This window comes from Coralliovum pocilloporae, from assembly GCF_030845175.1.
GTDB lineage: Bacteria > Pseudomonadota > Alphaproteobacteria > Rhizobiales > Cohaesibacteraceae > Coralliovum > Coralliovum pocilloporae.
In genome coordinates this window covers 3,122,689-3,147,032 of record NZ_CP132542.1, presented here as the reverse complement: position 1 = coordinate 3,147,032, position 24,344 = coordinate 3,122,689, and the positions used below count along the sequence as shown (strand labels likewise).

General features: G+C 55.2%; 21 protein-coding genes. 6 read left to right on the top strand and 15 right to left on the bottom strand.

Annotation, left to right across the window (positions count from 1 at the left end):
- Positions 1 to 44 precede the first annotated feature (44 nt).
- The 5 genes from der to RA157_RS14270 all read right to left on the bottom strand — a co-directional run bounded on the left by der (position 45) and on the right by RA157_RS14270 (position 5,217).
- On the bottom strand, positions 45 to 1,436 hold the full coding sequence (gene der, locus RA157_RS14290; RefSeq protein WP_350333803.1) for a ribosome biogenesis GTPase Der: 1,392 nt from the start codon (positions 1,434 to 1,436) through the stop codon (positions 45 to 47).
- A 108-nt stretch (positions 1,437 to 1,544) separates the two neighbouring features.
- Positions 1,545 to 2,870, bottom strand: a complete 1,326-nt coding sequence (locus RA157_RS14285) for an outer membrane protein assembly factor BamB family protein (protein WP_350336209.1) — start codon at positions 2,868 to 2,870, stop codon at positions 1,545 to 1,547.
- 3 nt (positions 2,871 to 2,873) lie between these two features.
- Positions 2,874 to 3,548: a tetratricopeptide repeat protein gene (locus tag RA157_RS14280; protein WP_350333802.1), complete on the bottom strand. Its 675-nt coding sequence runs from the start codon at positions 3,546 to 3,548 to the stop codon at positions 2,874 to 2,876.
- A 177-nt stretch (positions 3,549 to 3,725) separates the two neighbouring features.
- Complete coding sequence (panB, locus tag RA157_RS14275) at positions 3,726 to 4,544, bottom strand: 3-methyl-2-oxobutanoate hydroxymethyltransferase (protein ID WP_350333801.1); 819 nt, start codon at positions 4,542 to 4,544, stop codon at positions 3,726 to 3,728.
- A 97-nt stretch (positions 4,545 to 4,641) separates the two neighbouring features.
- Positions 4,642 to 5,217 carry an NnrU family protein gene (locus RA157_RS14270; RefSeq protein WP_350333800.1) on the bottom strand — a complete coding sequence of 192 codons (576 nt, stop codon included), beginning with the start codon at positions 5,215 to 5,217 and terminating at the stop codon, positions 4,642 to 4,644.
- Between the two features lie 117 nt (positions 5,218 to 5,334).
- Between RA157_RS14270 and RA157_RS14265 the strand changes: the two genes are divergently transcribed.
- The 4 genes from RA157_RS14265 (at position 5,335) to RA157_RS14250 (ending at position 8,954) form a co-directional block, all read left to right on the top strand.
- On the top strand, positions 5,335 to 5,670 hold the full coding sequence (locus tag RA157_RS14265; protein ID WP_350333799.1) for a TraR/DksA family transcriptional regulator: 336 nt from the start codon (positions 5,335 to 5,337) through the stop codon (positions 5,668 to 5,670).
- A gap of 181 nt (positions 5,671 to 5,851) precedes the next feature.
- Positions 5,852 to 6,220, top strand: coding sequence for a L,D-transpeptidase (locus RA157_RS14260; RefSeq protein WP_350333798.1), 369 nt, complete (start codon positions 5,852 to 5,854; stop codon positions 6,218 to 6,220).
- 268 nt (positions 6,221 to 6,488) lie between these two features.
- On the top strand, positions 6,489 to 8,483 hold the full coding sequence (locus RA157_RS14255; RefSeq protein ID WP_350333797.1) for a hydantoinase/oxoprolinase N-terminal domain-containing protein: 1,995 nt from the start codon (positions 6,489 to 6,491) through the stop codon (positions 8,481 to 8,483).
- Between the two features lie 63 nt (positions 8,484 to 8,546).
- Entirely contained in the window at positions 8,547 to 8,954 is a 408-nt protein-coding gene (locus tag RA157_RS14250) for a GFA family protein (RefSeq protein ID WP_350333796.1), read from the top strand.
- Between the two features lie 33 nt (positions 8,955 to 8,987).
- Here RA157_RS14250 and RA157_RS14245 read toward each other — a convergent pair whose 3' ends face one another.
- From RA157_RS14245 to sthA, 4 genes are all read right to left on the bottom strand, one after another.
- The gene (locus RA157_RS14245) at positions 8,988 to 9,680 is read right to left on the bottom strand and encodes a PDDEXK family nuclease (RefSeq protein WP_350333795.1); all 693 of its coding nucleotides are present in this window, start codon (positions 9,678 to 9,680) and stop codon (positions 8,988 to 8,990) included.
- Between the two features lie 159 nt (positions 9,681 to 9,839).
- Positions 9,840 to 11,177, bottom strand: coding sequence for a M24 family metallopeptidase (locus RA157_RS14240; protein ID WP_350333794.1), 1,338 nt, complete (start codon positions 11,175 to 11,177; stop codon positions 9,840 to 9,842).
- A 128-nt stretch (positions 11,178 to 11,305) separates the two neighbouring features.
- Positions 11,306 to 12,325 (bottom strand): metal-dependent hydrolase, encoded by a 1,020-nt coding sequence (locus RA157_RS14235; RefSeq protein ID WP_350333793.1) that lies wholly within the window; start codon positions 12,323 to 12,325, stop codon positions 11,306 to 11,308.
- A gap of 31 nt (positions 12,326 to 12,356) precedes the next feature.
- Positions 12,357 to 13,751, bottom strand: a complete 1,395-nt coding sequence (gene sthA / locus RA157_RS14230; protein WP_350333792.1) for a Si-specific NAD(P)(+) transhydrogenase — start codon at positions 13,749 to 13,751, stop codon at positions 12,357 to 12,359.
- Positions 13,752 to 14,288: 537 nt separating this feature from the next.
- Between sthA and RA157_RS14225 the strand changes: the two genes are divergently transcribed.
- Positions 14,289 to 15,131: a patatin-like phospholipase family protein gene (locus RA157_RS14225; protein WP_350333791.1), complete on the top strand. Its 843-nt coding sequence runs from the start codon at positions 14,289 to 14,291 to the stop codon at positions 15,129 to 15,131.
- 90 nt (positions 15,132 to 15,221) lie between these two features.
- Here RA157_RS14225 and guaA read toward each other — a convergent pair whose 3' ends face one another.
- Positions 15,222 to 16,772 (bottom strand): glutamine-hydrolyzing GMP synthase, encoded by a 1,551-nt coding sequence (guaA, locus tag RA157_RS14220; protein WP_350333790.1) that lies wholly within the window; start codon positions 16,770 to 16,772, stop codon positions 15,222 to 15,224.
- Between the two features lie 82 nt (positions 16,773 to 16,854).
- Positions 16,855 to 17,355 (bottom strand): hypothetical protein, encoded by a 501-nt coding sequence (locus tag RA157_RS14215; protein ID WP_350333789.1) that lies wholly within the window; start codon positions 17,353 to 17,355, stop codon positions 16,855 to 16,857.
- A 203-nt stretch (positions 17,356 to 17,558) separates the two neighbouring features.
- Between RA157_RS14215 and RA157_RS14210 the strand changes: the two genes are divergently transcribed.
- Positions 17,559 to 18,548, top strand: coding sequence for a methyl-accepting chemotaxis protein (locus RA157_RS14210; RefSeq protein WP_434058446.1), 990 nt, complete (start codon positions 17,559 to 17,561; stop codon positions 18,546 to 18,548).
- Between the two features lie 4 nt (positions 18,549 to 18,552).
- Here RA157_RS14210 and RA157_RS14205 read toward each other — a convergent pair whose 3' ends face one another.
- The 4 genes from RA157_RS14205 to RA157_RS14190 all read right to left on the bottom strand — a co-directional run bounded on the left by RA157_RS14205 (position 18,553) and on the right by RA157_RS14190 (position 24,256).
- Positions 18,553 to 19,056, bottom strand: coding sequence for a MarR family winged helix-turn-helix transcriptional regulator (locus RA157_RS14205; RefSeq protein WP_350333788.1), 504 nt, complete (start codon positions 19,054 to 19,056; stop codon positions 18,553 to 18,555).
- A gap of 181 nt (positions 19,057 to 19,237) precedes the next feature.
- Positions 19,238 to 20,533 (bottom strand): RsmB/NOP family class I SAM-dependent RNA methyltransferase, encoded by a 1,296-nt coding sequence (locus RA157_RS14200; protein ID WP_350333787.1) that lies wholly within the window; start codon positions 20,531 to 20,533, stop codon positions 19,238 to 19,240.
- Between the two features lie 166 nt (positions 20,534 to 20,699).
- Positions 20,700 to 22,895 carry a type I secretion system permease/ATPase gene (locus RA157_RS14195; RefSeq protein WP_350336207.1) on the bottom strand — a complete coding sequence of 732 codons (2,196 nt, stop codon included), beginning with the start codon at positions 22,893 to 22,895 and terminating at the stop codon, positions 20,700 to 20,702.
- 11 nt (positions 22,896 to 22,906) lie between these two features.
- Positions 22,907 to 24,256 (bottom strand): HlyD family type I secretion periplasmic adaptor subunit, encoded by a 1,350-nt coding sequence (locus RA157_RS14190; RefSeq protein WP_350333786.1) that lies wholly within the window; start codon positions 24,254 to 24,256, stop codon positions 22,907 to 22,909.
- Positions 24,257 to 24,344: the final 88 nt, after the last annotated feature.

Genomic DNA, 24,344 nt, shown 5'->3' with positions numbered 1-24,344 from the left:
ATCATTGGATATCAATTGGATTAGAGTTAGGAAACAGGCCGGAACTAGTTCCGGCCTTTATCATATGGATTATCGCCTTTGCGCATAATAACGCGGAGCGGAATACCTGAAAGCTTGAATGTTTCCCGGATTCCATTCAGCAAGTAGCGCCTGTAGGATTCCGCCAGAGCATCAGGTCTTGAGCAGAACACCACAAAGGTGGGCGGGCGGGTCTTGGCCTGCGTCATATAGCGGATCTTCACCCGGCGGCCAGCAATCGCGGGGGGCGGATGGTGGTCCACCACATGCGCCAGCCATTTGTTCAGCCGGGCCGTTGATATACGGGCATTCCAGGTGTCATGAACCTCGGTCACGGCCTTGAACAGCTTATCAAGCCCCTGCCCGTTGATACCGGAAATCGGTACCATTGGCACACCACGCAGCTGGGGCAGAAGGCGTTCTGCTTCAAGACGCAGCTCTTTCAGTGTCGCCCCCCGATCCTCAATCAGATCCCATTTGTTCAGGGCGATGACAACGGCACGGCCTTCTTTCTCGACCAGGTCGACAATCTGCAGATCGCGCTTCTCGAACGGAATGGTCGCATCCAGCGTGACAATAACCACCTCGGCAAAGCGGACCGCCCGCAGAGCATCAGCAACAGACAGCTTTTCCAGCTTCTCCTGAACCCTGGCCTTCTTGCGCAAGCCTGCGGTGTCAAACAGCTTGAAGGGTCGACCTCTCCACTGCCAGTCGACTGCAATAGAATCGCGCGTCAGGCCCGCTTCAGGCCCGGTCAGCAGGCGGTCTTCACCCAGTAGCTGATTGATGAGGGTTGACTTGCCCGCATTCGGACGACCGACAACAGCCACCTGCATGGGACGGGACAGGTCAATATCCGCCTCACCATCTTCCGTAACCGTCACATTGTGAACAGCCACGACCTCTTCGTCATTAAAGCCGTGTTCGTCCTTGAAGTCCGAGATAACGTCATAGAGGTCACCCATGCCCTCCCCGTGCTCTGCCGAGATCGGGACAGGCTCCCCAAAGCCAAGGGAAAAGGCTTCGTAGTAACCGCTTTCACCAATGCGGCCTTCGGCCTTGTTGGCAATCAGAGAAACCGGCTTGCCTGATTTCCGCAGAAGGTCGGCAAAATGCTGGTCAAGTGGTGTGACACCGGTCCGGACATCCACCAGAAAGAGCGACAGATCCGCTTCCTCGATGGCTTCTTCCGTCTGGGCACGCATGCGGCCCTGAAGGGAGTCAGGATCACCCTGTTCCAGACCGGCAGTATCAATGATCGTGAACTTGAGGTCGCCAATGCGCGCCTCACCCTCACGGCGATCCCGGGTTACGCCTGGCCGGTCATCAACCAGCGCAAGACGTTTGCCAACCAGCCGGTTGAACAACGTGGATTTGCCTACATTCGGCCGACCGATGATCGCGACCTTCAGGGACATAAGCGTTTCTTTCTTTCGCACAAACGGGGCGACCTTTCAGCCCGCCCCGGAACATGCCGTTACAATTTGATCAGGGAGCCCGGACATGTCCGGGCTCTTCACAGTTCATCAATAGCCCTGCAGAACTCCGTCACCTGTCATGATGAAGACACGGCCAGATGCTGCAATTGCCTGAACATAGACCGGCTCGTTGATGTCACGGGTCGACGTGATTGCACCGGTCGATGCGTTGACCGTTGCCAGTTTCTCATCAGATGAACCGAACCAGAGCTGCCCGCCAGCCAGAGCCGGACCGGCCCAGGTGGACGATTTCTTTTTCTTCTTGGTGATTGGCAGTGATGTGATCCAGCGAATTTCACCAGACTTCCGGTCAAGAGCAACCACCCGGCTGTTCAGGTCCAGCACGTAGACCGCATTGGCCGTGACAATCGGCGAATAAGCGCTGCCGATATTCTTGGTCCACACACGGGTTCCGGATTTAAGCGAGATAGCGACGGTTCGTCCCGCGACACCGGATACATAAACAACACCGTTATCGGCAACAGGACGTCCTGCCACATCGGAGAGACCAGAAACAGCGAGGCGACGGCTGGCGCGGACAACACTGTCTGACCAGAGGATCTTGCCGGTTTTCACATCAAAGGCGACAACTTCACCGGATGAATAGGGAACAACTACGATATTGCCGGAGATAACCGGACCTGAACTTGGCAGGAGACCTGCCTGTTCCTGAATACCCGGAGAGCGCCAGAGCTCGGAACCATCTGAAGCATTCAGTGCCAGAACATCATTGTTGACCGTTACGACAAACACATGGCTTCCAGAAGCCGCCGGCACGTTACGCGCCGGAGAATCCAGATCGACGGACCAGATCTCAGCGCCGCTTGCCACGTTGAACGCTGCAACCTTGCGATAGGCTGATGCCACATAGGCCGTGCCGTTCACAGCAGCAACGCCACCGCCTACAGCCTCATCATCTTCATTCTCAGGCCGCAGCGTCTTCTGCCAACGACGGGCGCCACCCAGTGAGAAAGCAGAGATGTCACCATTCGGCTCATAGAACAGAACGTTGCCCTGATGGATCACAGGGGCTGCTGCTGAACGGAAATCATCATCCCCCACATCAGAGGAAATTCGCGTGGAGAACGTACGGGTTGCTCCGCCACTGTGGCTGGCATTGCCGGTATTGTTGCCTGGCAGCGGCCAGTTCTCATAGGTTACCGCAGCCGGCACAGCAATCGGCTGGCCGTCGCCCTGAACAGCAACCGGGTCGCCCACCGTCGGCAGATCACGGCGTTCGCCAGACAGGATCACCTCTTCCTTGGCGAAGGGGTTTACCTTTTCAAGCGAGTCTTCAAGATCAAAAGATGAACAACCAGCCAGCGCAGAGGCAGCCAGTATGCAGATCAGAACAGGACGCAATGTCTTCCTCATCACCTATTCGCCTCCCTTGCCGGAGAGACCGGCAATCAGCGACAGCATGCGCTCTGACCGGACCCGAATGCCCTGAGGCGTGGTCGCATCATTGACCAATCCTTCAAAAACAGTGGTAGCGGCGGCGAAGTCGTCATGCTTGTAGGCCAGAAGCCCCTGAATTTCGCGCGCGGAATGTACGTATGCCGCTCCGGGTTCAGACAGCGGCAACAGGCGCGCTTCAACAGCCTTGCGATCCTCGACAACATCAAGAGCCAGCATGGCGGCACGGAGCGATGCCATATCGCGCAGCAGAGCACTGTCAGAAGCAGCAGAAGCAACAGCATCAAAATCGGCTATGGCAGCTTCCTTTTCACCGGCCTCTGCCTTTGCGGAGGCGGCACGGAAGCGGGCGAGCAGCGGATAACCGCCGGATGAATCACTGGCCAGTGCCAGAAGAGCGGCTTCCGCGCCAAGATGATCACCATTCTCTGCCAGTTCAAGCGCAGCGAGGAATTTGTCCCCATTCGTGGCAGCTTCTGAAGCCTGCCAGTATTGCCATCCACGATATCCGGTGGTGCCAACCACAATCAGGACCGCCGTCAGCAAAATGAACGGGCCGAACCTGTCCCACAGGCTACGCAGTTGATCCTGACGAAGCTCTTCGTCAACCTCACGGATAAAATTGCTATCTGACATCTATTTCCTGCCCAACGGCTGAACCGTGTACTCTCTTGAACCCGCACCAAACAGCTTATGCCATCCTGCGATGTTTATAACCCGAAGGCTGTTAGCGGGATAGACCGCTCAAGGCCGACCGTCAATGACAATCCTGCAAAAGCGGCAACGTCCGGGCGGGATAGACCCGACTCGTGGCTATTTCTGGGCGGGATAGGTATTTTCGTCAGCCGGGAAAGATCTGTTACGCACTTCCTCCGAATAGGCTTTCACAGCCCTGTCCAGTTCAGATCCCATATCACCAAAATGTTTGACAAATCTCGGCTTGCGACCGGACATGGCGACCATATCCTCTGTCACAAGAACCTGACCGTCACAAGCAGCCGATGCCCCTATACCAATGGTTGGAATGCTGATTGCATCGGTGATTGCGCGGGCAATCGGCTCGACGATTCCCTCCAGCACCACACAGAATGCACCAGCTTCTGTCACCGCCTGAGCGTCAGCATGAAGCAACGTTTCATGATGCTCTTCACGACCCTGAACCTTGAACCCGCCAAGAGTATGGATCGACTGAGGCGTCAGTCCGATATGACCAACAACCGGAATACCGCGTTCTGTCAGGTAGCGGATGGTCTCTGCCATACGCACACCACCTTCCAGCTTGACTGCTGCTGCACCGGTTTCCGCCAATACCCGCGCGGCATTGCGGAAGGCCTGCTCCTTGCTCTCCTCGTAGGAAGCAAATGGCATATCGATCACGACCATGGAGCTCTGCGAGCCACGCATCACGGCGCCGCCATGGGCAATCATCATGTCGAGCGTTACCGGAAGTGTGGACTCAAACCCGTAAACGACCATGCCGATTGAATCGCCAACAAGCAGCACATCCACATGCGGGTCAGCGATTCGCGCAGTATTGGCATCATAGGCTGTCAGCATCACAACGGGTGTTTCACCCTTGCGCGCCCTTACATCGGTGACTGACAGTCGCTTGATGCGCCCTGAAGTACTCATGACGATTTGCCCTCATTCTCTGAGCGGACGTCTTAGCACAGAGTTTGCACTGCACAAAGAGCTCCAGACTTGGCAAAAGGGCTGATCCGGCATGCTCTTAAGAGAAGGGTGGCACGCCGATCAGGATCTCATGCAGCTTTGCTGAAAAGACACCATAGGCAACCAACCCGATAATGACGGCAATCAGATCGTTTCGAGCCGGGCCGCTTACAGCGATTGTTCCGGTGGCCGCATCACGACGCTTCAGGGAAATCCGATCAACGATGGCATAGACAAGGAAACTGCCGAACAGGATCGCATCCGCCACAGTGCCATTGGCCAGAAGATGGGCCAGCGCCCAGATCTTGACCGCCAGAATCATGGGGTGCTTGAGGCGTGCCTTGATTTTACCCGCCGGGACATAGGCTGCTGCCAGCATGATAAAGGCAACCAGCATCAACAGAGCTGCCAGATGACGCGTCCAGACGGGCGGGTCCCAGAGGAAATCGGTTTCAAGCCGAGCCTCACCATAGCCGATGACAATCAGCGCCAGGCCCGCCAGAGACAGGATGGAAAACAGGGCCTTGTAGCCATTTGCGCCAAGACGGGCCTGCAAGGCGGCGCGCCTGTCCGTCTGTATGGGTAGTGTATGAATAGCAATGAAAAGAACCAATCCGGCGATCAGCATCGTCATTTCGTCGCTCCCGGTGCCTGTTGGAGGTCTGAATCGAGTGTTTGCTATATCACAGGCTTGTCGCACAGGTCATGCTCATCTTATACCAGACAGGAAACATGTTTCGGCAAACGCACGATGACAGATCTTCAAACCAGACGAGACCAGCTCCTCACCTTGAAAGCAGAGCTGGAACAGCTTCAGGCGATGTCAGAGGACGCGCGCTCCACGGTCACCCTCGACCAGCAGAGTGTCGGGCGTCTGTCTCGTATGGATGCCATGCAGCAGCAGGCAATGGCCAAAGCGTCTGAAGAAAACCGACTGGTGATGCTGGAACGCATCAAAGCGGCTCTGGTGCGCATCAATCACGACGATTACGGCTATTGCCTCAGCTGTGGCGATGACATTGCCGACAAGCGGCTGGATATCGATCCGACGGCAACCCAGTGCGTAAGCTGCGCCTCTACCCAATAAATCCAGACCTTTACCGACCCGAATTTGCCAAAATTGCGGACACGCGCTACCGTTGCATCAGGAGGCCAAGGCAACATTCAAACCCATGAGGCAGAGAATGACCCGTTCAGTATTGCGTAGACTCCCCTCTTTATTCTTCGTTATAGCAATAAGTATAGCCCTTTGGCCTGCGCCCCATGCCATGGCTGCGTCAAAGGTTGTCGCTCATATCGACCTGTCGCAGCAGCGCATGTATGTGAGTGTCAATGGCAAGCGCAAATATGCTTGGAAGGTCTCCACCGCCCGGCGCGGCTATCGCACGCCAATCGGCACGTACAGTCCGAAACGGATGTATCGTCGTTATTTCTCCAAGAAGTATCACGGCTCGCCCATGCCAAACTCGATCTTCTTCCACGGCGGATATGCGGTTCACGGTACTACGGCCATCAAGAATCTTGGCCGCCCCGCCTCTCACGGCTGCGTCCGTCTGCATCCCAGCAATGCCAGGAAACTCTATTCGCTGGTTCGCAGCGTCGGCATGCGCAATGCGCGGATCAAGATCACCCGCTAGAATCAGCGGGCTTAGAGTGAAAACTCACGGCTCACGCCCAGGAGGCAGGTGAACGGAAGTTTGCCTGCCTTATCAGCTCTATACGCGTTTTTACGGCCATCTTTGTCGTTTTCTGCATTGTGCCTTATGAGCAAGTCTCGTACTCCTCCTCACGGTCTGACTAGGGTCAAGATTCATTGCTCACGCCCATTCTGTTTATCAGGGAAGTTCAGAATGGGCAGAAACAAGAGCGCCGGACGGGTGGACCCTAAGGTTTGAGGAGACAATTATGGCGCTGCTGCTGGGGATCGATACGGGTGGAACCTACACGGATGCTGTTCTGTTTGATGAAGATGCCGGTATTCAATCGACTGCCAAGTCTCTGACCACACGTCATGACCTGTCCATTGGCATCAGTGGTGCGATTGACGGAGCTCTGCAGCAAAGCGCGCTTGATCCCACGAATATCTCTCTCGTTTCCCTGTCAACAACACTGGCCACTAATGCACTTGTGGAAGGGCAAGGGGGAGCTGCCTGTCTGATCTTCATTGGTTTCAAGGAAGCTGATGCCCAGAAAGCCGGGCTCGGCGAAGCCCTCGGAGACGACCCTCTGCTGGTTCTGTCTGGCGGTCACGATGCTCTGGGCAATGCGGTCGAAGATCTTGACCTGCAGACATTACGGGACGCCCTGCCCGCCCTTGCACAGAAGGTGTCCGCCTTTGCCATTGCCGGGAAATTCGGCGTCAGAAATCCGGCCCACGAGCTTGCAGTGCGCGATCTGATCCATGCAGAAACAGGCCTGCCTGTCACCTGCAGCCATGAACTGTCAAGCAAGCTCAACGGCCCGAAACGGGCCCTGACCTCTCTGCTTAATGCGCGGTTGATCAGCATGATCCACCGGTTGATTTCAAGCGCAGAAAACCTGCTGAAAGAACGCGGCATTGATGCACCGCTTATGGTTGTTCAGGGGGATGGTGCTCTGATTTCAGCTGACGTAGCCGCTCTCAAGCCTATCGAGACTATTTTATCCGGCCCGGCAGCCAGTCTGGTAGGCGCCTCCTACCTGACCGGGGAGAAGGATGCACTGGTCTCTGATATTGGCGGGACGACCACCGATGTCGCTGTCCTGAGCGACGGCCTGCCCAGGCTTGACGAGAACGGTGCCCGCGTGGGTGGCTGGCAGACCATGGTGGAAGCGGTCGCCATGCATACTGTTGGTCTGGGTGGTGACAGCCAGGTGCATGTTGTGCGTGAAGGCCTGACACCTTCTATCGCACTCGGTCCGCGTCGGGTGGTGCCGCTTACCCTTCTGGCCAGCAACCATCCGGACCTTGTCCGGGACACACTGGAGCGGCAATTGCGTGCCGAACGCCCCGGAGATTATGACGGCCAGTTCGTATTTCGGGTGCACAAGGATGAGAACCAGACGACTGGTCGCGCTACAGATGATGCTCTTCTCGAAAAAATCGGCGATACACCGATCGCCCTCGATAAACTGATCGAAAACCGCCGGGATATGAGCGTGCTCAATCGCCTGGTGTCACGCGGTCTGGTGCTTATGTCCGGCCTTACCCCGACAGATGCAGCGCACATTCTGGGTCTGTATGAGGCCTGGGATGTTGAAATCGCCCGCCTGGGTGCCAGCCTGTTCGGGCGCAAGCGCAATGCCTATGGGGACGGTATCAGCAAAGACCCCGAGCATATGGCCAGCTGGATTGTTGATACGCTGATTTCAGAGACTGCCGACACACTGCTTGATGTGGCTTTCCGGGAGGATGGTTATGAAATCCCCGACCTGGCGCGCCATGACCTGGCACGCGCCGCACTGGCCCGCCGATCCGGCCTCGTTAATCTGACCCTCAGCATGACCCAGCCCGTTATCGGTCTCGGAGCATCTGCCGGGCTTTACTACAATCAGGTGGCCGAGCGCCTGAGCACCTCAGCAATCGTGCCGGAACATGCCGGCGTAGCCAATGCTCTTGGTGCTGTGGTTGGTCGGGTTCAGGTACGGCTCGACACCATGATTTCCGAACCGATGGAAGGCCGTTTCAGGCTCCACCATGGCGATACACCCAGAGATTTTGCCAATCTGGATCTGGCCATTGAAACGGCGGAAGCAACCCTGAAAGCGGAAGCTTACGACAAGGCTGTCGAAGCGGGCGCGCAGGATGTCACCGTCAAGCTGGACAAGAATGTCAAGCGTGTGAACATTGACGGCAAGGAAATCCTGGTGGAATGCACTCTAATCGCCACCGCCTCCGGACGCCCGAGAATTACACGATAAAACCACCTTGGCCTCTTGCACAATTCATGCTCCTCTATGCCTTTCCAAAACGGGGAGCAAGTGATGCTGACAGGTCGGTGCGAATGTGGTCAGGTAAGTTTTGAGGTAGAAGAAGACAGCATTCGGGAAACCGTTACAGCCTGTCATTGCAGCCAATGCCGCCGACTGAGCGGGCATGTATGGGCTTCAACCCACGCACCAATGAACAAGGTTACCTTTACCTGTGAGGAAGGCCTGACCTGGTATCAGTCTTCCAGTTGGGCAAGGCGTGGTTTCTGCCGCTTCTGCGGGTCCAATCTGTTCTATCAGGAGAATGATGAGGACGGCATCGGCATCTCAGCAGGCTGTCTGGATCAGACGACGGACCTGAGACTGGCCAAACACATCTTTGTTGCAGACAAGGGCGACTACTACGCTCTTGACGACAACCTTCCGCACTATGAAGCAGGCACGGCTCCCAAGCCCGGATGAACAGTCAATCCAGACTTTGATGACAGGTTTTAGCTAGCGGGTATCCGGAATGACCTGCTCATCGATGGTCGTGAAGTCATCAAGAGAGACGGTGACAATCCTGTTCTTGCCGTCTGACGCAAAGACCAGAGAAACCTCCATGGGATTGAGCATCTGCAGACCGGAATAGTCGGATACAGATTCAAGCAGCGTCTTGTAACCTTTGCCGTCTGGCCTGGAGATACCGATTGTCAGCGCGTCTTCCGGGTCCAGTCTGCCATTGCCGTTGGTGTCGCGTCTGGCAAGAGCATAAACGATCACCCTGGTTGGCTGGGCTGAATTGGTACCGGACGGGACCCTGTTCACATCGACGATGAGATCATCTGATGTCTCGAAAAGCCAGTTCGAGGTCTTGGAGCGTCCGTCAAAGAAGAGATAGTTTACGGCATTGCCAAGAGCATGCTTGTCGCGGAAGCCCTGCGTATATGTCTGCTCGGAATAAAGCGGGATCATCAACACATTCTGACCTGAGACCGCTTCAGGGTATCCGAGTTTCAGGTTCTGCGATATTTCCGCGACTTCACTCGTATTCAAGACGTTCTGTGCGTAGACAGAGCGGGTGTAATGGCGGAACCGCTCAAACAGCATCACAACAGCAAGAAGCGCGACGAGGCAGATGACACATGCCCCTGCCACCTGGTTGAAAACTTTCACATAAGAAAATGTTTTACTTGATAAAATACGCATAAGAACCTCAAGAAATATCTACAAATGACCGACCAATCCGCCAGCCATGTATTCGCCGATATCTCCTGATTGAGGCCCTTTCATGGGGTGCTGCTGAAACAATACAAAAAGCCCGGATGACGGTTCACCCGGGCTTGCACCTTGTACAGAGACTGGTCTCTATTTCAGGAAGTCATCTTCAAACGGGAAGTTTGACAGGCGATCATAGCCTGTGTCCGTAATCAGAACCTGATCTTCCAGCTTGATGCCGTCAGTACCGCCAACAACGCCGATATAGGCCTCAACACACAAAACCATGCCCGGCACGGTTACGCCTTCATAACCGCAATGCTCATAGTCCTGCGGATAGCGGATGGATGGATATTCATCGCACAGGCCGACGCCGTGATATTTGACGCCATAACGGAGCGGGACGAACTCCTCCGCCAGATTATGACCGCCAAAGGTCAGTTCCTCAAAGCTCATGCCCGGCTTCAGGCGCTCTGTGTTGGTCATAATATGCTCATGGGCATACTGATAGAGCCGCTTCTGCTCATCTGTGGGTTTGCCATCGCCGCAAATCCAGGAGCGCGACAGATCAGAACAATACCCGTAAGGGCCGATCAGGTCCGTATCAAACGACAGCAGGTCACCTTCCGAGATGTGACGCGGGCCGCATTCCTGGAACCAGGGGTTTGTACGCGGACCTGATGACAGGATGCGCGTTTCAATCCACTCGCCTCCACGTTTGATGTTACCCGCATGGAGGTGCGACCACAGCTCATCTTCGGTAATGCCATGATAGAAGGCGTCTCGCATTTCCTGCATGGAGATTTCACAGGCAGCGATTGCGCAACGCATCGCGTTGACTTCATTGTCGTTCTTTACCAGGCGGGCGAACTCGGTGACTTCCTGACCATTCATCAGTTCCAGACCGATCTCCTGGAAAGCCCAGACGCCTGCAATTTCCATCTTGTCGACCGCGAGACGGCGATTGCCGCCGCCATATTTGCGCACCAGCTCGTCAATCTCGGCGGCAAAACTCTTGGCCATTTCCGGCGTACGCTGGGCCGATTCGAAATAGAAGAACGACGTTACCGTACGGATTTCATCGACCAGAGGCAGATGTTCCGACAGGTGGTTGCAGCTGTGGAAGTCAAACAGAACCACAGGGCCCTCTGTGGCGATGAAACAGGCGCGGGCCGAGTTATGCGTGATCCAGAGCTGCATATTGGTGGAATCAGTCGCATAACGAATGTTGAGCGGATCCCACATCAGGATTCCCGCATAATCCCGCTTCTTCAGCTCTGCCCGGATGCGGCTCAGGCGGTATTCCCGCAAACTCGGCATATCCGGAGCCGTCAATCCCAGATCGGTCCATTCCTGAAAAGCCAGAGACGTCGGGCCGATTTCTACCCGGTCATTGTTGTCAGGCGTCCCATCCGGCTTCAGATGCTGACGGCGGGTGGGATCAATCTTGCGGTTGGAGACAGAAAACGGATTGTCAAACGCGCTCATAATTGTGCAGTCCTCCAGGCCGGGCAGTTCTCTACCCTGTTAGCCTAGGCACTATTGTACAGAGCTTTTTGTATTGTCTTGCTTTGTCGCGACCGGAATGTCGCTTGTGGATCAGTCTCGAAGGTCTGTCAGCAATTTTTCCAGCTGGCACAGGAGATCTTTGCGGTCATCCGGTCAAAAATCCATCCGACAGCCCCTTCAGGTCTCGGCTTGCGCACGCGTTGACTGATTGGCAGAGGCCCGTCTTTGGTATCTTCGGGGGCCACTGCAAACCGAAAGGAGAAATGCGGGGCAAGCCCCATGCGCAAGTCGCTCATCACCACCTGCTTGTCCTCGACTTCCGCCTGATAAAAGCCATGGGAGAACCATTTCAGGCGGTCAACGGTCCAGCTGCCCTGCAGATCCTCCAAGAGGGCCTCATTGCGCGGCGTCGCAATCAGGTTTAGCGGTTTATCCTGCCTATCCAGCAACGATGAGAACCCGTAGTGGATCGTGTCCCCCTCCACAGCGACCACATACCAGAGCAGTGAGTTGAACAGGGTTGGGGTCACAAACAGACGATCAGGCCGGATGTCATTTTGAGCCAGCTGCTGTTCTGCATAAGTGGTCATGCGGGCCTGAAGCACCTGCGTCCATCCCAGATAGGCCGTACTCAAAGCGATCGCACCGAGAACAGCCGCCCGACTGCGCGGAGATCGCGGCCGGATCAAGGCCATGATAACCGCGCCGAGCATCGGCAGTGTATAGATCGGGTCAATAATGGAGATGGAGGCCAGGTAGAACGGATAATCTGTCAAGGGCCACAGGAGCTGGGTACCATAGGAGGTAAAGGCATCAAGCAGCGGGTGGGTCACAAGCGTCAGCAGAACCATCAGGGTGATGGTCAGACTGGCATCCTTTGACAGCTTGTGAAACCGTCTGATACCGGCTGCCAACACCGGAGTAATGGCCGCGAGCACAAGGACAGAATGGGTAAAACTGCGATGATAGGTGAAGTTGGCAACCGGGTCTTCAAACCGGATGAGCACATCCAGATCCGGAAGTGTGCCAAGCCCGATGCCCCACAGAGCTGCCTTGCGTCCCAGAACCGGACCGCCAATCGCATAGCCGACAGCGGCCCCCAATGTGGCCTGAGTAATGGAATCCACGCTCTGTCCTCGTCACCTTGGCCGTAGCGGATCAGGTCGCGGGCATCCGGTTCCAGGCATCCAGCGCGGCTATTTTGTACGCTTCCGCCAATGTGGGGTAGTTGAACGTGTTTTCAACAAAATAATCCACCGTGCCACGCAGATTGAGAACGGCCTGTCCAATATGAATCAGCTCGGTCGCCCCCTCGCCCACAATGTGCACGCCCAGCAGACGCCGGGTCTTCAGGGAGACAATCATCTTCAGCATACCGGAATTGATACCCATGATATGCCCGCGCGAGGTCTCACGGAACCGGGCTACGCCACACTCATAGGCAATCCCCCGTTCCTTGACCTCTTCTTCGGACATGCCACAGGTGGAAATTTCCGGGACAGCATAAATCCCGTAGGGGAAATATTCAGGCGGCTCCGGCGCTTCCATTTCGAACGCGTGACAGGCGGCAATACGGCCCTGCTCCATTGAGGTTGAGGCAAGGCTCGGAAACCCGATAACGTCACCCGCAGCATAGATGTTCGGCACAGAGGTCTGGAACGTTTCGGCGTCCACGGTCAGGCGGCCGCGATGATCGCTTTCAAGCCCGCAGGCATCAAGATTAAGGCTGTCGGTTGCTCCCATACGACCGGCTGCAAACAGAACCACATCCGTTTTCACGGACCGCCCGCCTGCGAGCGTAATCTGACACCCGCCAGAGTCCAGGCGCTCCACCTTCTCGGCAGCGCAACCAAGTCGCAGAACCACGCCACGGTCTCTCAGATCATGAAGGAATTCTGCAACCAGTTCCCGGTCGATGAAATCGAGAACCGTATCCCGCGGTTCAACAACGGTAACCGCCACATCCAGCGCGCTGAAGATCGTGGCATATTCAATGCCGATAACCCCCGCACCGATGACAGCAATGCTGCGGGGAAGCTCTTTCAACTCCAGCACTTCATCGCTGTCGATAATCCGGTCGTTGTCAAAGGGGATATAGTCAGGACGGAACGGCTTGGTACCAACCGTGATGATCACCTTTTCGCCGGAAATGACTTCCTGCTCACCTTCTTCAGAGGTGACTTCGATCCGGTTCTTGTCCAGGAACCGCGCCATTCCCCGCTTGGTCTGAACCCGGTTGCGGGCAAACTGATGCTCCAGCACCTCAACCTCATGATTGAGCGTGATGTGAAGCCGTTTCAACAGATCGGATGCCGTAATATCAGTCTTGACCCTGTACGACCGGCCATAAAAGCCGCGTTCACGCCAGCCTGACAGGTTCAGAACCGTTTCGCGCAGGGTTTTTGAGGGGATCGTGCCGGTGTGAACCGAGACGCCACCGACCCGCGTTCCCTTTTCAATAACAAGGACATCCCGCCCGAGCTTTGCTGCCTGGATGGCTGCACGGCGACCAGCCGGGCCGCTTCCGATGACGACAAGATCATAATGTTTCATGACAGTGACTCTCCCGGGCAGGTCTTGCTTTGGGCTTTTGCATACTCCGATTCCGTTAAAAGGATGATGCCACAAGCGGCACTCTGGCCTGTTTCATGACGATTTTCCGCCACGTTGCATGCATTTTCCTATCTCTGACTATTCGCAGGCCATGCGCGGGCCATGTGCGGGCATGCACAAACTGCATATCAGGAACGCGATTTCAGCATTTTTCCTCTGGCCTGATCAGGCGTATATCACTCTCAAGTCAAACGCACACACTTACAACGGAGAGTAATCATGACGCTTCTTGAGCAGTCCGCCAAAGTTCAGTTCGCCGCGATCATCATTCTCGGCCTTCTGTCTGCCTTCATCTAAGACCGACAGGTCTTCAGACAGCCTGACCTTCAGAGGTCATTTTGTGACGTTATAGAACCCGCTGCAGTCCTCCCCTGCGGCGGGTTTTGTTATTGAAGACAAGCATAAAGCCACATACATCTGTCTTAGGCATCTGTCCTCGGCATTCTGTCCCGGGCACTTCAGATAAAGGCGGCTTGAATGACGGAAACACTGGCTCTTGCTCTTGGCGGCGGCGGTGCACGAGGGCTGGCACATATTGTGGTGCTTGAAGCTTTGGATGAGCTGGGGATCAAACCGACAGCTCTGTCCGGCACGTCTATCGGCTCCATTATCGGAGCGGGCTATGCGTCCGGCCTTTCAGGTGCAGCCATTCGAGAGGAAGTGCTGTCTCTCTTCTCCAATCAGAAAGAACTGGCTGCCCGTTTCTGGAAACTGCGCCCCGGCTCCATCCGTGAGCTGTGGTCAAATGGCCTGACACTTGGCCATATTGACGCGGAAAAGATCGTCGAACACTTCCTGCCAAAAGCCATCAAACGGGACTTCAGCGACCTGGACATTCCGCTCGCCATTATCGCGACCGACTTCTATGGGGCAAGCGAAGTGGTGCTGACAGCCGGCAATTTGAGGCAGGCCATATCAGCATCCATTGCCATTCCCATGCTGTTCAAACCGGTTCTCGTCAACAATCGCTACTTAGTTGATGGCGGCCTCACCAATCCTCTGCCCACGGACCATCTGACAGGGTCCGCCGATATCATTGTTGGTGTTGATGTTGCCGGGGAGCCCGTAGGCGATCCTGCGGTGATGCCCACTCCGATGGAGTCCGCATTCGGGTCAACCCAGATTCTGATGCAGGCCATTTCCTCGGCAAAGGCTGTAACCGAGACAGCCAATCTGGTGTTCAAGCCCCCTATAGATGACTACCGGGTTCTGGACTTCCTCAAGGCGAAGACCATTCTGGACGGCTGTGCCCCGTTCAAGGACGATGTAAAACGCCATCTTACGGAACTGTTTGAAACCCGCATACGGGAAAACGGCTGAGAGAAACCTGCGGCACGGCCTGAGAAAGGGTCGCTTCCGACCCGCGCCATGCCACAGCTCTGTTTTACGCGCCCAGGTGAATTGGACGTCTTATTCCCATTCGATGGTTCCGGGAGGTTTCGAGGTCACATCATAGACCACACGATTGACGCCCTTGACCTCGTTGATGATGCGCGTTGCAGCGCGACCCAGAAATTCCATATCGTAGTGATAGAAATCCGCTGTCATGCCATCCACTGATGTAACGGCGCGGAGCGCGCAGACATATTCATAGGTTCGGCCATCGCCCATCACACCGACGGTCTGAACCGGCAGAAGAACAGCAAATGCCTGCCATATGGCATCGTAAAGACCGGCTTTGCGAATTTCATCCAGATAAATCGCATCCGCCTGACGCAGAATATTCAGCTTGTCGCGTGTTATGCCGCCCGGGCAGCGGATAGCAAGACCCGGTCCAGGGAACGGATGACGGCCGACAAAGCTGTCCGGCAGACCCAGTTCACGCCCCAGATCACGGACCTCATCCTTGAACAGTTCGCGCAGTGGCTCCACCAGCTTCATGTTCATCCGCTCAGGCAGGCCGCCCACATTGTGGTGAGACTTGATGGTCACCGACGGTCCGCCGGTAAAGGAAACGGATTCGATCACATCCGGGTAGAGCGTCCCTTGGGCGAGGAACTCGGCACCACCAATACGCTTGGCCTCGTCCTCAAACACATCAATGAACAGCTTGCCGATGGTTTTGCGTTTCGTCTCCGGATCTGTCTCTCCCTCCAGGGCGGAGATGAACATTTCACTCGCGTCCACATGGACCAGCGGAATGTTGTAGTGCTCACGGAACAGGGAAACCACCTGATCGGCCTCATTCATCCGCATCAGACCGTGGTCAACGAAGATACAGGTGAGCTGATCGCCAATCGCTTCATGGAGCAGAACTGCGGCAACGGACGAATCGACACCGCCGGACAGGCCGCAGATGACTTTGCCGTCGCCAACCTGATCACGGATGGCCTGAACCGCCTGCCCGCGGAAAGCAGCCATGGACCAGTCGCCGGGAATATCACAAACCTTGTGCACGAAATTCGCCAGCAGCTTGCCGCCATCCGGCGTATGCACCACTTCCGGGTGGAACATCAGGCCGTAATACTGCCGCTCTTCATTCGCAAACGCTGCGAATGGAGCATTCTCGGATGTTCCGATGACCTCGAAACCTTCCGGCAGATTGATGACACGGTCACCGTGGCTCATCCAGACCTGGTGAGCACTGTCCACATCATCCCAGACCCCGTCGAACAGCGGGCTCTTGCCTTTGACATTGACATAGGCCCGGCCGAATTCACGATGATCGGAGCTTTCAGCCTGCCCACCCATCTGAACACAGAGGGTCATCTGGCCATAACAGATGCCGAGGATCGGCACTCCGCAGGAAAACGCATTGTCCGGTGCACGCGGTGAATCGATATCACCCGTCGATGCAGGACCACCTGAGAAGATGATACCCTTCGGCTTCATCCGTTCGATAGCCGCTTCCGCAGACTGGAACGGTACGACCTCAGAATAGACGCCGGTTTCACGCACACGGCGCGCGATCAGCTGCGTCACCTGAGAGCCAAAATCAATGATAAGGATTGTATCGGTCATTGTGCCTCTTTCCACCAAAGACGACCGTTTAGCGGATAGGCAGCACTTTTTGAAGGGCCAAAGGCCCTCCAAGGGCAAAAAATCAGATCAAGCCGAGCGATTTGATCTTTTCTGTCCAGAAATTGACCTTGACCCGAACGCGAATGTGCTTGTGTCGCTTCTTGAAGACCAGCGTGTACTTGGCGTTTTTGATTCCCGACAGCTTGAAATCCGTAACGTGAAGAAACCTGACACGGCGACCGAAATGGAACTGTTCCCGGGCCTGGCGGATTGACTTGTGAACGACCTTTGCCGATACGCCGCCGTTGGTTGCCGCACTGATATCACCCTGATTGTACCCGACACCCGGGTCGACAGGACGATATCCTCCATTGCGGCGGCTGCAATGACCACCACCGAGTTCAACCAGTTCCGCTTCGCGACGGGTGAAGCGTCCGGGAATGCGATGGCCACGATAGTTCTCGCAGACAAAACGCGCTGCTTCTGCTTCTGTCGAGGCAGCAGTCAGGACAATGGTTGCCGCTGGAGGCACCATGAATGTTGCGGCCAGCCCGATAATCAGTGCTTTTCCTGTCTGACGCACAGGATCCTCCATCTAGATTTACTCAGCCCCTCGTGGGAACGAAACAACCAAGTTCGGTTAAAATAAGGCGACTGTAACAATCTACAGACATCGCAGAACTGCAAGCCTCAAAACACCGAAAGGTAACGCTGGTTCATACTTCGTTCACCACGTTTGGGTAGAGTTTTCAGAGATTTGAGTCGATAGAGTAACCTCGGTTTACGATGCCGCAAATACCCGCAATTGACGCTGAGCAGAAGCATGCTGATCAGGCATTGTCTGAATCAGAACATGAGCTTGCGGCATTGCGCGCGGAAATCGCCAAAGTTGGCCATGTGGCCGATCAGATTCAGACGATTGCAAAGCATACCAATCTGCTGGCGTTGAATGCGACAATCGAAGCTGAGCATGCAGGCGAACGAGGCCGCGGATTTGCGGTGGTTGCCCGGGAAGTCAAGGAACTGGCCCGCCAGACAGCCCAGGCCACCAAAGAAATATCTGAAACCCTGTCGAGCCTGACCGAGCATACAGATCGCCTGTCCAGGCTTGATCTGGGTCCGGCAGCGATTCCGGAAGGCGAACACGATACGCACGATCCTGAACCGCAGATATTGGAAGAACTTTACGCCCCCGAGACTTCTTCCAGTGGTCCGGAAGTTCTTTTTGAAGAGACCGAAAGCCAAGAAATCCAGCCAGAAGAGCCTCTACCGGAAGCCTCCTCGGAGCCCCTACCAGAGGATCCATCTGAGACTACGTCAGCACCCCTCACTGCCCCCGAACTCGCTGCACTGCCAGAACCTGTCCTCAAATCGGAGGACTATGCCCTCATTCTCTGGACTGCCGATCTGTTTCGGGAAGATATGGCACGTTATGACGCCCTGTTCAGGGAAACTCTGGAAAGTTCCCTTCCCTCTCTCTGCCTGACCGTTGGTGATGTCTCTGCGTCCTGCATGGATTTCTCCACACTTCTTGACCAGTTGGCAGACGGGTTTGCCAGTCTGGATCAGTTCAACAGCCTGACCGGCAACATGCTGGCCGGTGCCAGAGCCCATAGCATCGGGCAAATGGATCTGCTAAATGGAGCGAAGGTGCTTCACACCATGCTGCACGCCCTGCCCGAGACGGCCCAGTCTCCGGCTGTCAACACGGCCTGGTCAACTGCTTATGAGATGCTCATCGCAGTATTGCTGCAATCGATAAACGTATCTCGCTGAAAAGTCAGTCCAGTTCTTGCTCAATACCTGTCAGCAGATTGAGAAGCCGGATACGATCCTGCGAAGACAGCGACTTCAGATAGGCGCGCTCCCGTGCGGCTATGCTGCGGGTGACCATATCGAACATCTCCCGCCCCTTCTTGGTCGCCTTCAGAGAGATCAGACGACGATCGGCAGGATTATCATAACGCTTGAGAAGCTTGCGGTCTGTCAGCCTTCTCGCAGCCCGGCTGACCGCAACTGCGTCCAGCGTCGTGCGCGGAACAATCTCGCGAACCGACAAGGCGCTGTCGTGATTGATCACCGACAGAACCTGCCATTCAGCCAGACCGAGGTCGTAATCCTCAGCCAGGGTATCTGATACGGTTTTCGAAATTGCGCGTGCTGCGGAGATGATCCGAAAGGAGAGCACATTCTCCAGTCGTTCTACTTCCGCCTCTTTGCCAGACGATGACCCGAACAGATCGAGCACCTCGCCCGGCGCTTCTGACTTTATTCTCCTGGCCATTGCCCCAGTCCCAGTTGAATAACCATCTTCCTGTTAATTTACTAGATTCGCAGGCTTCTCACCAGCGAATTTTCATCATCACTAAACTAGATAGTCCAGCCCGGCAATTGACAATCATTTCATTGGAAAAGTTTTTATACCTCACAGGAAGCGCGACAAGGCTTTATCGAGCCGAAAGCGATCAGTTGTCCCGGCGCTCCAGTACAGAGAAGAAGAAACCATCTGTCCCTGTGGAAGCCGGTGTCATGGTAATGGTCATCATGTCGGAAGACCATGGCTGAGGCTTGTCGAACCCATAGAGGTCCTGCCAGACCTCACCAACAGACAAAAGCTCGAAATCCGGATTATTCTCGATAAAGCGATAGATCTGGTCTTCGTTTTCTTCCGGCAGAATTGAACAGGTAATATAGACCAGATAACCACCGGGCCTGACAAACTCACGGGCCTCAGCCAGCGCCTGTTGCTGCTCTTCAAGACGACCATCCAGTGCGCTCTGAGTCAGTTTCCACTTGGTATCCGGCCGTCTGCGCCAGGTTCCTGTTCCCGAGCATGGAGCATCAACGATCACTCTATCCATGCGCCCAAGCAGGGAATCGAGGCAACCAGCCTCAGGTTCTCGCACCTGGATATTCCGGGCACCAGATCGCTTCAGGCGCTCCCAGATAGCCGACAGCCGACCACGGTCTGCATCATAGGCATAAAGCTGCCCCTTGTTCTCCATCGCGGCTGCAATGGCCAGGCTCTTACCACCGGCACCGGCACAATAATCCAGCACCTGTTCGCCCGGGCGCGCATAGACCAGCTGAGCGGCAAGCTGGCTGGCTTCATCCTGCATTTCGAACCAGCCTTTCTGGAAGGCTCCATCAGCCTGCACATTGGGTGTGCGTCCATCGCGGGGGTTGGCACTCAGACGAATACCATCCGGCGAGATCGGTGTAGCCTTCGGTGAAAAACGACTAAGAGCTTTCAGCACTTTCTGACGATCAGCTTTCAGCGTATTGACACGCAGGTCCACAGGAGGTCGCGCGGCAAGAGCCTGCCCTTCAGCCACGAGGTCCTCGTCGAAGTTTCCACGCAGGCTTTCCTCAAGCCATTCCGGAATATCTGCCTTTACCCAGTCGGGTGCATCCTCCAGAGAGGCATTCGAGACCTGGCTGAGTTCTGCCTCGGACAAGAGTTCCGGCGCGAAACGGTCCCCATCCAGCAGAGCGTTCAGTGCTTCGCCGGTCTGGCCCCATTCCAGGGTCATCACACCGATAGCAAGCGCGCGCGGGGTTTCAGCCTTCATCTGCCAGGCAAGGGATGCTTTTTTGCGGAGCGCATCATAGACAAGGTTACCGATCGCAGCACGATCACCGGACCCTGCAAAACGATGGGACAGGCCCCAGTCCTTGAGGGCTTCACCGGCGGGGCGTTTCCGCTTTTCGATATCATCCAGAACTTCAATCGCTGCCGCGAGCCGTCCACCGGGTCTCATGATGGTTTTCCTTGCAGATTTTCATATGCGAAGGGCGAGCCATAAGGCCCGCCCCGCAAAAGGTCAATGAGGCAAAGATCAGTTTGATATGGAAATGGAGCATATCCGGGACTGAAATTGGACGGCGAGATCAGGTTGTCAGCCCAGTCATCCTAGGGGCTGGACCCTAAGCTCTGTGCTGCAGATTCCAGAGTTCCGCATAGCGGCCGCCCTTCTCAAGCAGCTCTTCATGGCTCCCGTCTTCGATAAGCCCGCCATGCTCCATTACAATAACGCGATCGCACTGGGTCATGCTGTTCAATCTGTGAGCGATTATGAGGGCCGTCCTGCCTTCCAGAACATCGGGCAATTGTCTGAGAACTTCCGCTTCACTTTCATAGTCCAGCGCGCTGGTCGCCTCATCAAAAATGAGAATGGCTGGATCAGATATCAATGCTCTGGCGATCGCCACACGCTGCCGCTGGCCACCAGACAAATTACCACCCCGCTCTCCAACCTGGGTATCATACCCATAGGGCAGTTCACTGATGAACTGATGCGCTCCGGCAAGAGCGGCAGCGCGCATCACATCGCCCTCCCCCGCAGATGGCTTCCCTATGAGGATATTGTCCTTGATCGAGCCGTTGAACAGAAAGTTCTCCTGCAGAATGACACCCATGGATTGCCGCAACATGGCCGGATCCGCCATGACCAAATCCACTCCGTCAACAAGGACCTGCCCGCTTTGCGGGACATAGAGCCGCTGCACCAGCTTGGTAATCGTGCTCTTGCCTGATCCACTCAGGCCTGTAATCCCGATTTTCTGACCAGCCGGAATATGCAAATCAAGATGCCGCAGGACCTCTCGCCCATCATCCTTGTACCGGAACGTCACCTTGCGCAGCTCAATCTCCCCGCGCACGCGCCCCAAAGACGACCGCCCGGCGCTTGTCTCCGCTTCAGGCTTCTCATCGAGAATATCGCCCAGACGCTTGATTGAGACGCCGGTATGCTGAAAGTCTTGCCAGATCTGAGCCAGACGCAGGATCGGCATTGTGACGTGATTTGACAGCATGTTGAAAGCCACCAACTGCCCCAAAGTCAGCTTACCATCGATTACGAGATGGACGCCAAACCATAGAATAAGACCATTGAAGATCTTTTGAACCAAGCCAATCGTGCCGCCAGCCCAGATACCGAATGTGCTTGTTCTAAACGACGCCTTCAGATGGGCGGAGAGCTTCTCTTCCCAATGCTCACGAAACTGCCTGCCAGCACCCAGCGACTTGACCGTTTCCATGCCTGTGACAGCCTCTGTCAGAAAGGCTGTGTTTTCCGCATTCCTTTCATATTCAGCCTCAACCCGTTTTCTCAGGAACGGAGCAACGGCTATCCAGATCATGAGAAAAACCAAAAGGGAAATAACGACAATCAGTGTCAGTCGCGGCGAATAAACATACATGACAGCCAGAAACACACCGACAAAGACCAGGTCGATTACCATCATCAGGGCAGAGCCGGTCAGAAAATTTCGGATGTTATCCATCTCACGCACGCGGGCAATAACTTCACCGGATAACCGTGACCCGAAATATCCAAGCGGCAGATAGACGAGATGTCGAAAAAGACGCGCTGACAATTCTGAGTTCACGCAGCTGGCAATATGGGCAAAGACCAGCGAACGAAAGAAGGTCATCAACGGCTCGAAAAAAACAATCGCGACCAGCGCAACAGCAAGAACATCAAGGCTTTGCAAACCCCGATTGACGAGCACCTTGTCGATGATCACCTCAAACAGTTTTGGCCATGCCAGAGCCATGCACTGCAGAACCAGAGAGGCAATGATTACGCGACGAAAGCCAATCACATGCTTCATGACTGTGGGAACGAACCAGGACAATCCAAATGGTTTGTCACTTCGCTTCTCAGGTCGGTTCTTCCCGATCAGAATGATGTCGCCGGTGAACACGGTCAGAAAATCCTCAAAGGCAACGTTCCTCGTCCGGCCTTCAATGGGATTGTGTACGGTCATGCCGTCTTCGCCAATCCTTGTTACAAGGCAGAACTGGCCCCTACCTCTCCGGGCAACAATTGCAGGTGCAGGGGTGCCGAGCAGATCTTTTGTCTCTACCTTCACAGACTTGGCCTGCAGGTTGAGCTGACCGGCACAGCGTAAAATATCCATCTCATCATAGAAGACATCTTTACGCCCGAAGACATGCCAGACCTGCTTGAGATCAGCAACCCGCTTGAGCTGTCGTGCAGCGGCAATCAGGCACAAGAGACCGCTGTCACCTTCCGGATCGACTGTCTGCACACCGTCGGCCGTCCAGGACGTTTCTCTCAACCCCTCAACTGTCGTGTTCGTCGATCCACCTCGCATATCACTCAACCTCAACGTTCACGCAGGGCTTCAGACTGATAAGCCTTCAGCGGGCTCAGCACATAGCTGATAATCCGTCTTTTGCCGATCTTGATTTCCGTAGTTGCATTCATGCCCGGAGCCAACGGGATATACCGGCCGTTCACGGCAACCTCTGTTTTTTCCATCGTGACCTTGGCTGAGTACACAAGACCAAGCTGCTCGTCTGGACTTGCGTCACGCGACAGTTGCGCAACCGCACCTTTAATCGTTCCGAACTCCGTATAGGGAAAACTGTCTATCTTGATTTCCACCGGCTGCCCGGGTCGAATAAATCCAACATCCTTGTTCAGAACTTTGACATCAACAATCAGATGCGCATCGTCCGGAACAATCGTCATGAGTTCCTGACCATGGCTCACCACCCCTCCGAGGGTATGCATTCTGCTGTCCTGAACGACCCCCGCGACCGGGGAAACGATTGTTCGCAAGCGTGACACTTCCTGCGCCTTCACCAGCTCCTGTTTCAGATCCACAGACCGTCGCCTGGACGTCTCAAGACGACGCAACAGATCACTGCGCCAATCAGCCCGTATCTGAATTTGCTCAATTCGCAGAATGTCGGCCGCAGCCTCAAGCACCTGAAGTCTTGCCTTCTGATCGCTCAACTCGCGTTTCTGCTCAAGGACTTCCTTTTCCATTTCATAGAGGCTCATCTTGGCAAAATGCCCCTGTTCATGAAGCTTTTGACGTGCTTCATAGCGAATGGATACATTGTCATAGAGCTTTTGCGTCCCCTCAATCATCGAAGAGGTAGCCTCCTGCCGGACCAGGTTTTCCTGCAGCCGGGACTCCAATGTCTGCAGCCGGGTTTGAGCCTGCCGATATTCCTGTTCGAGGTGAGCCTTCGCCTCTTTGCTTTTCTCTGGGGATACACCTGCGGGACTGACAAAATCGGCTATCGGATTTTCTGACAGCAAGGCCCGGAGACGGGCAATTTCGAGATCAACTGAGACTATCTGCTCTCGCAGACGTAACTTGTCTGCCTGGGCTGACACCGGATTAAGCGCTATCAGAACATCGCCTTCACTGACCCGTTGTCCGTCCCTTACAGCGATATGGGTAATCTCTCCCTGTTCTGATGCCTGAATCTTCTTGGAATGCTCACTGACGATGAGCTTACCCGGTGCCGATGCAATCACATCAATTCGACCCAGGAATGCCCAAAGAACAACAAAGGCGCACAGAGCCATAATGGCACAGGCAAATAACCGTCCGGCACGCGACGGAGGCCGTTCAATGATTTCCTGATAACCGGGGAGAAAATCCAGTTGCTCATCCTTGCGCTTCAGACTGCTTTTTTCCGCCTGGAGGTGCTTCATGGATGAAGAAGCCACTCGGAAGTGAGCGGTTATTCCACGTATCATTGGTACACCTTTCCTTTGTCAGAATGGATGATCTGGCCGTCAG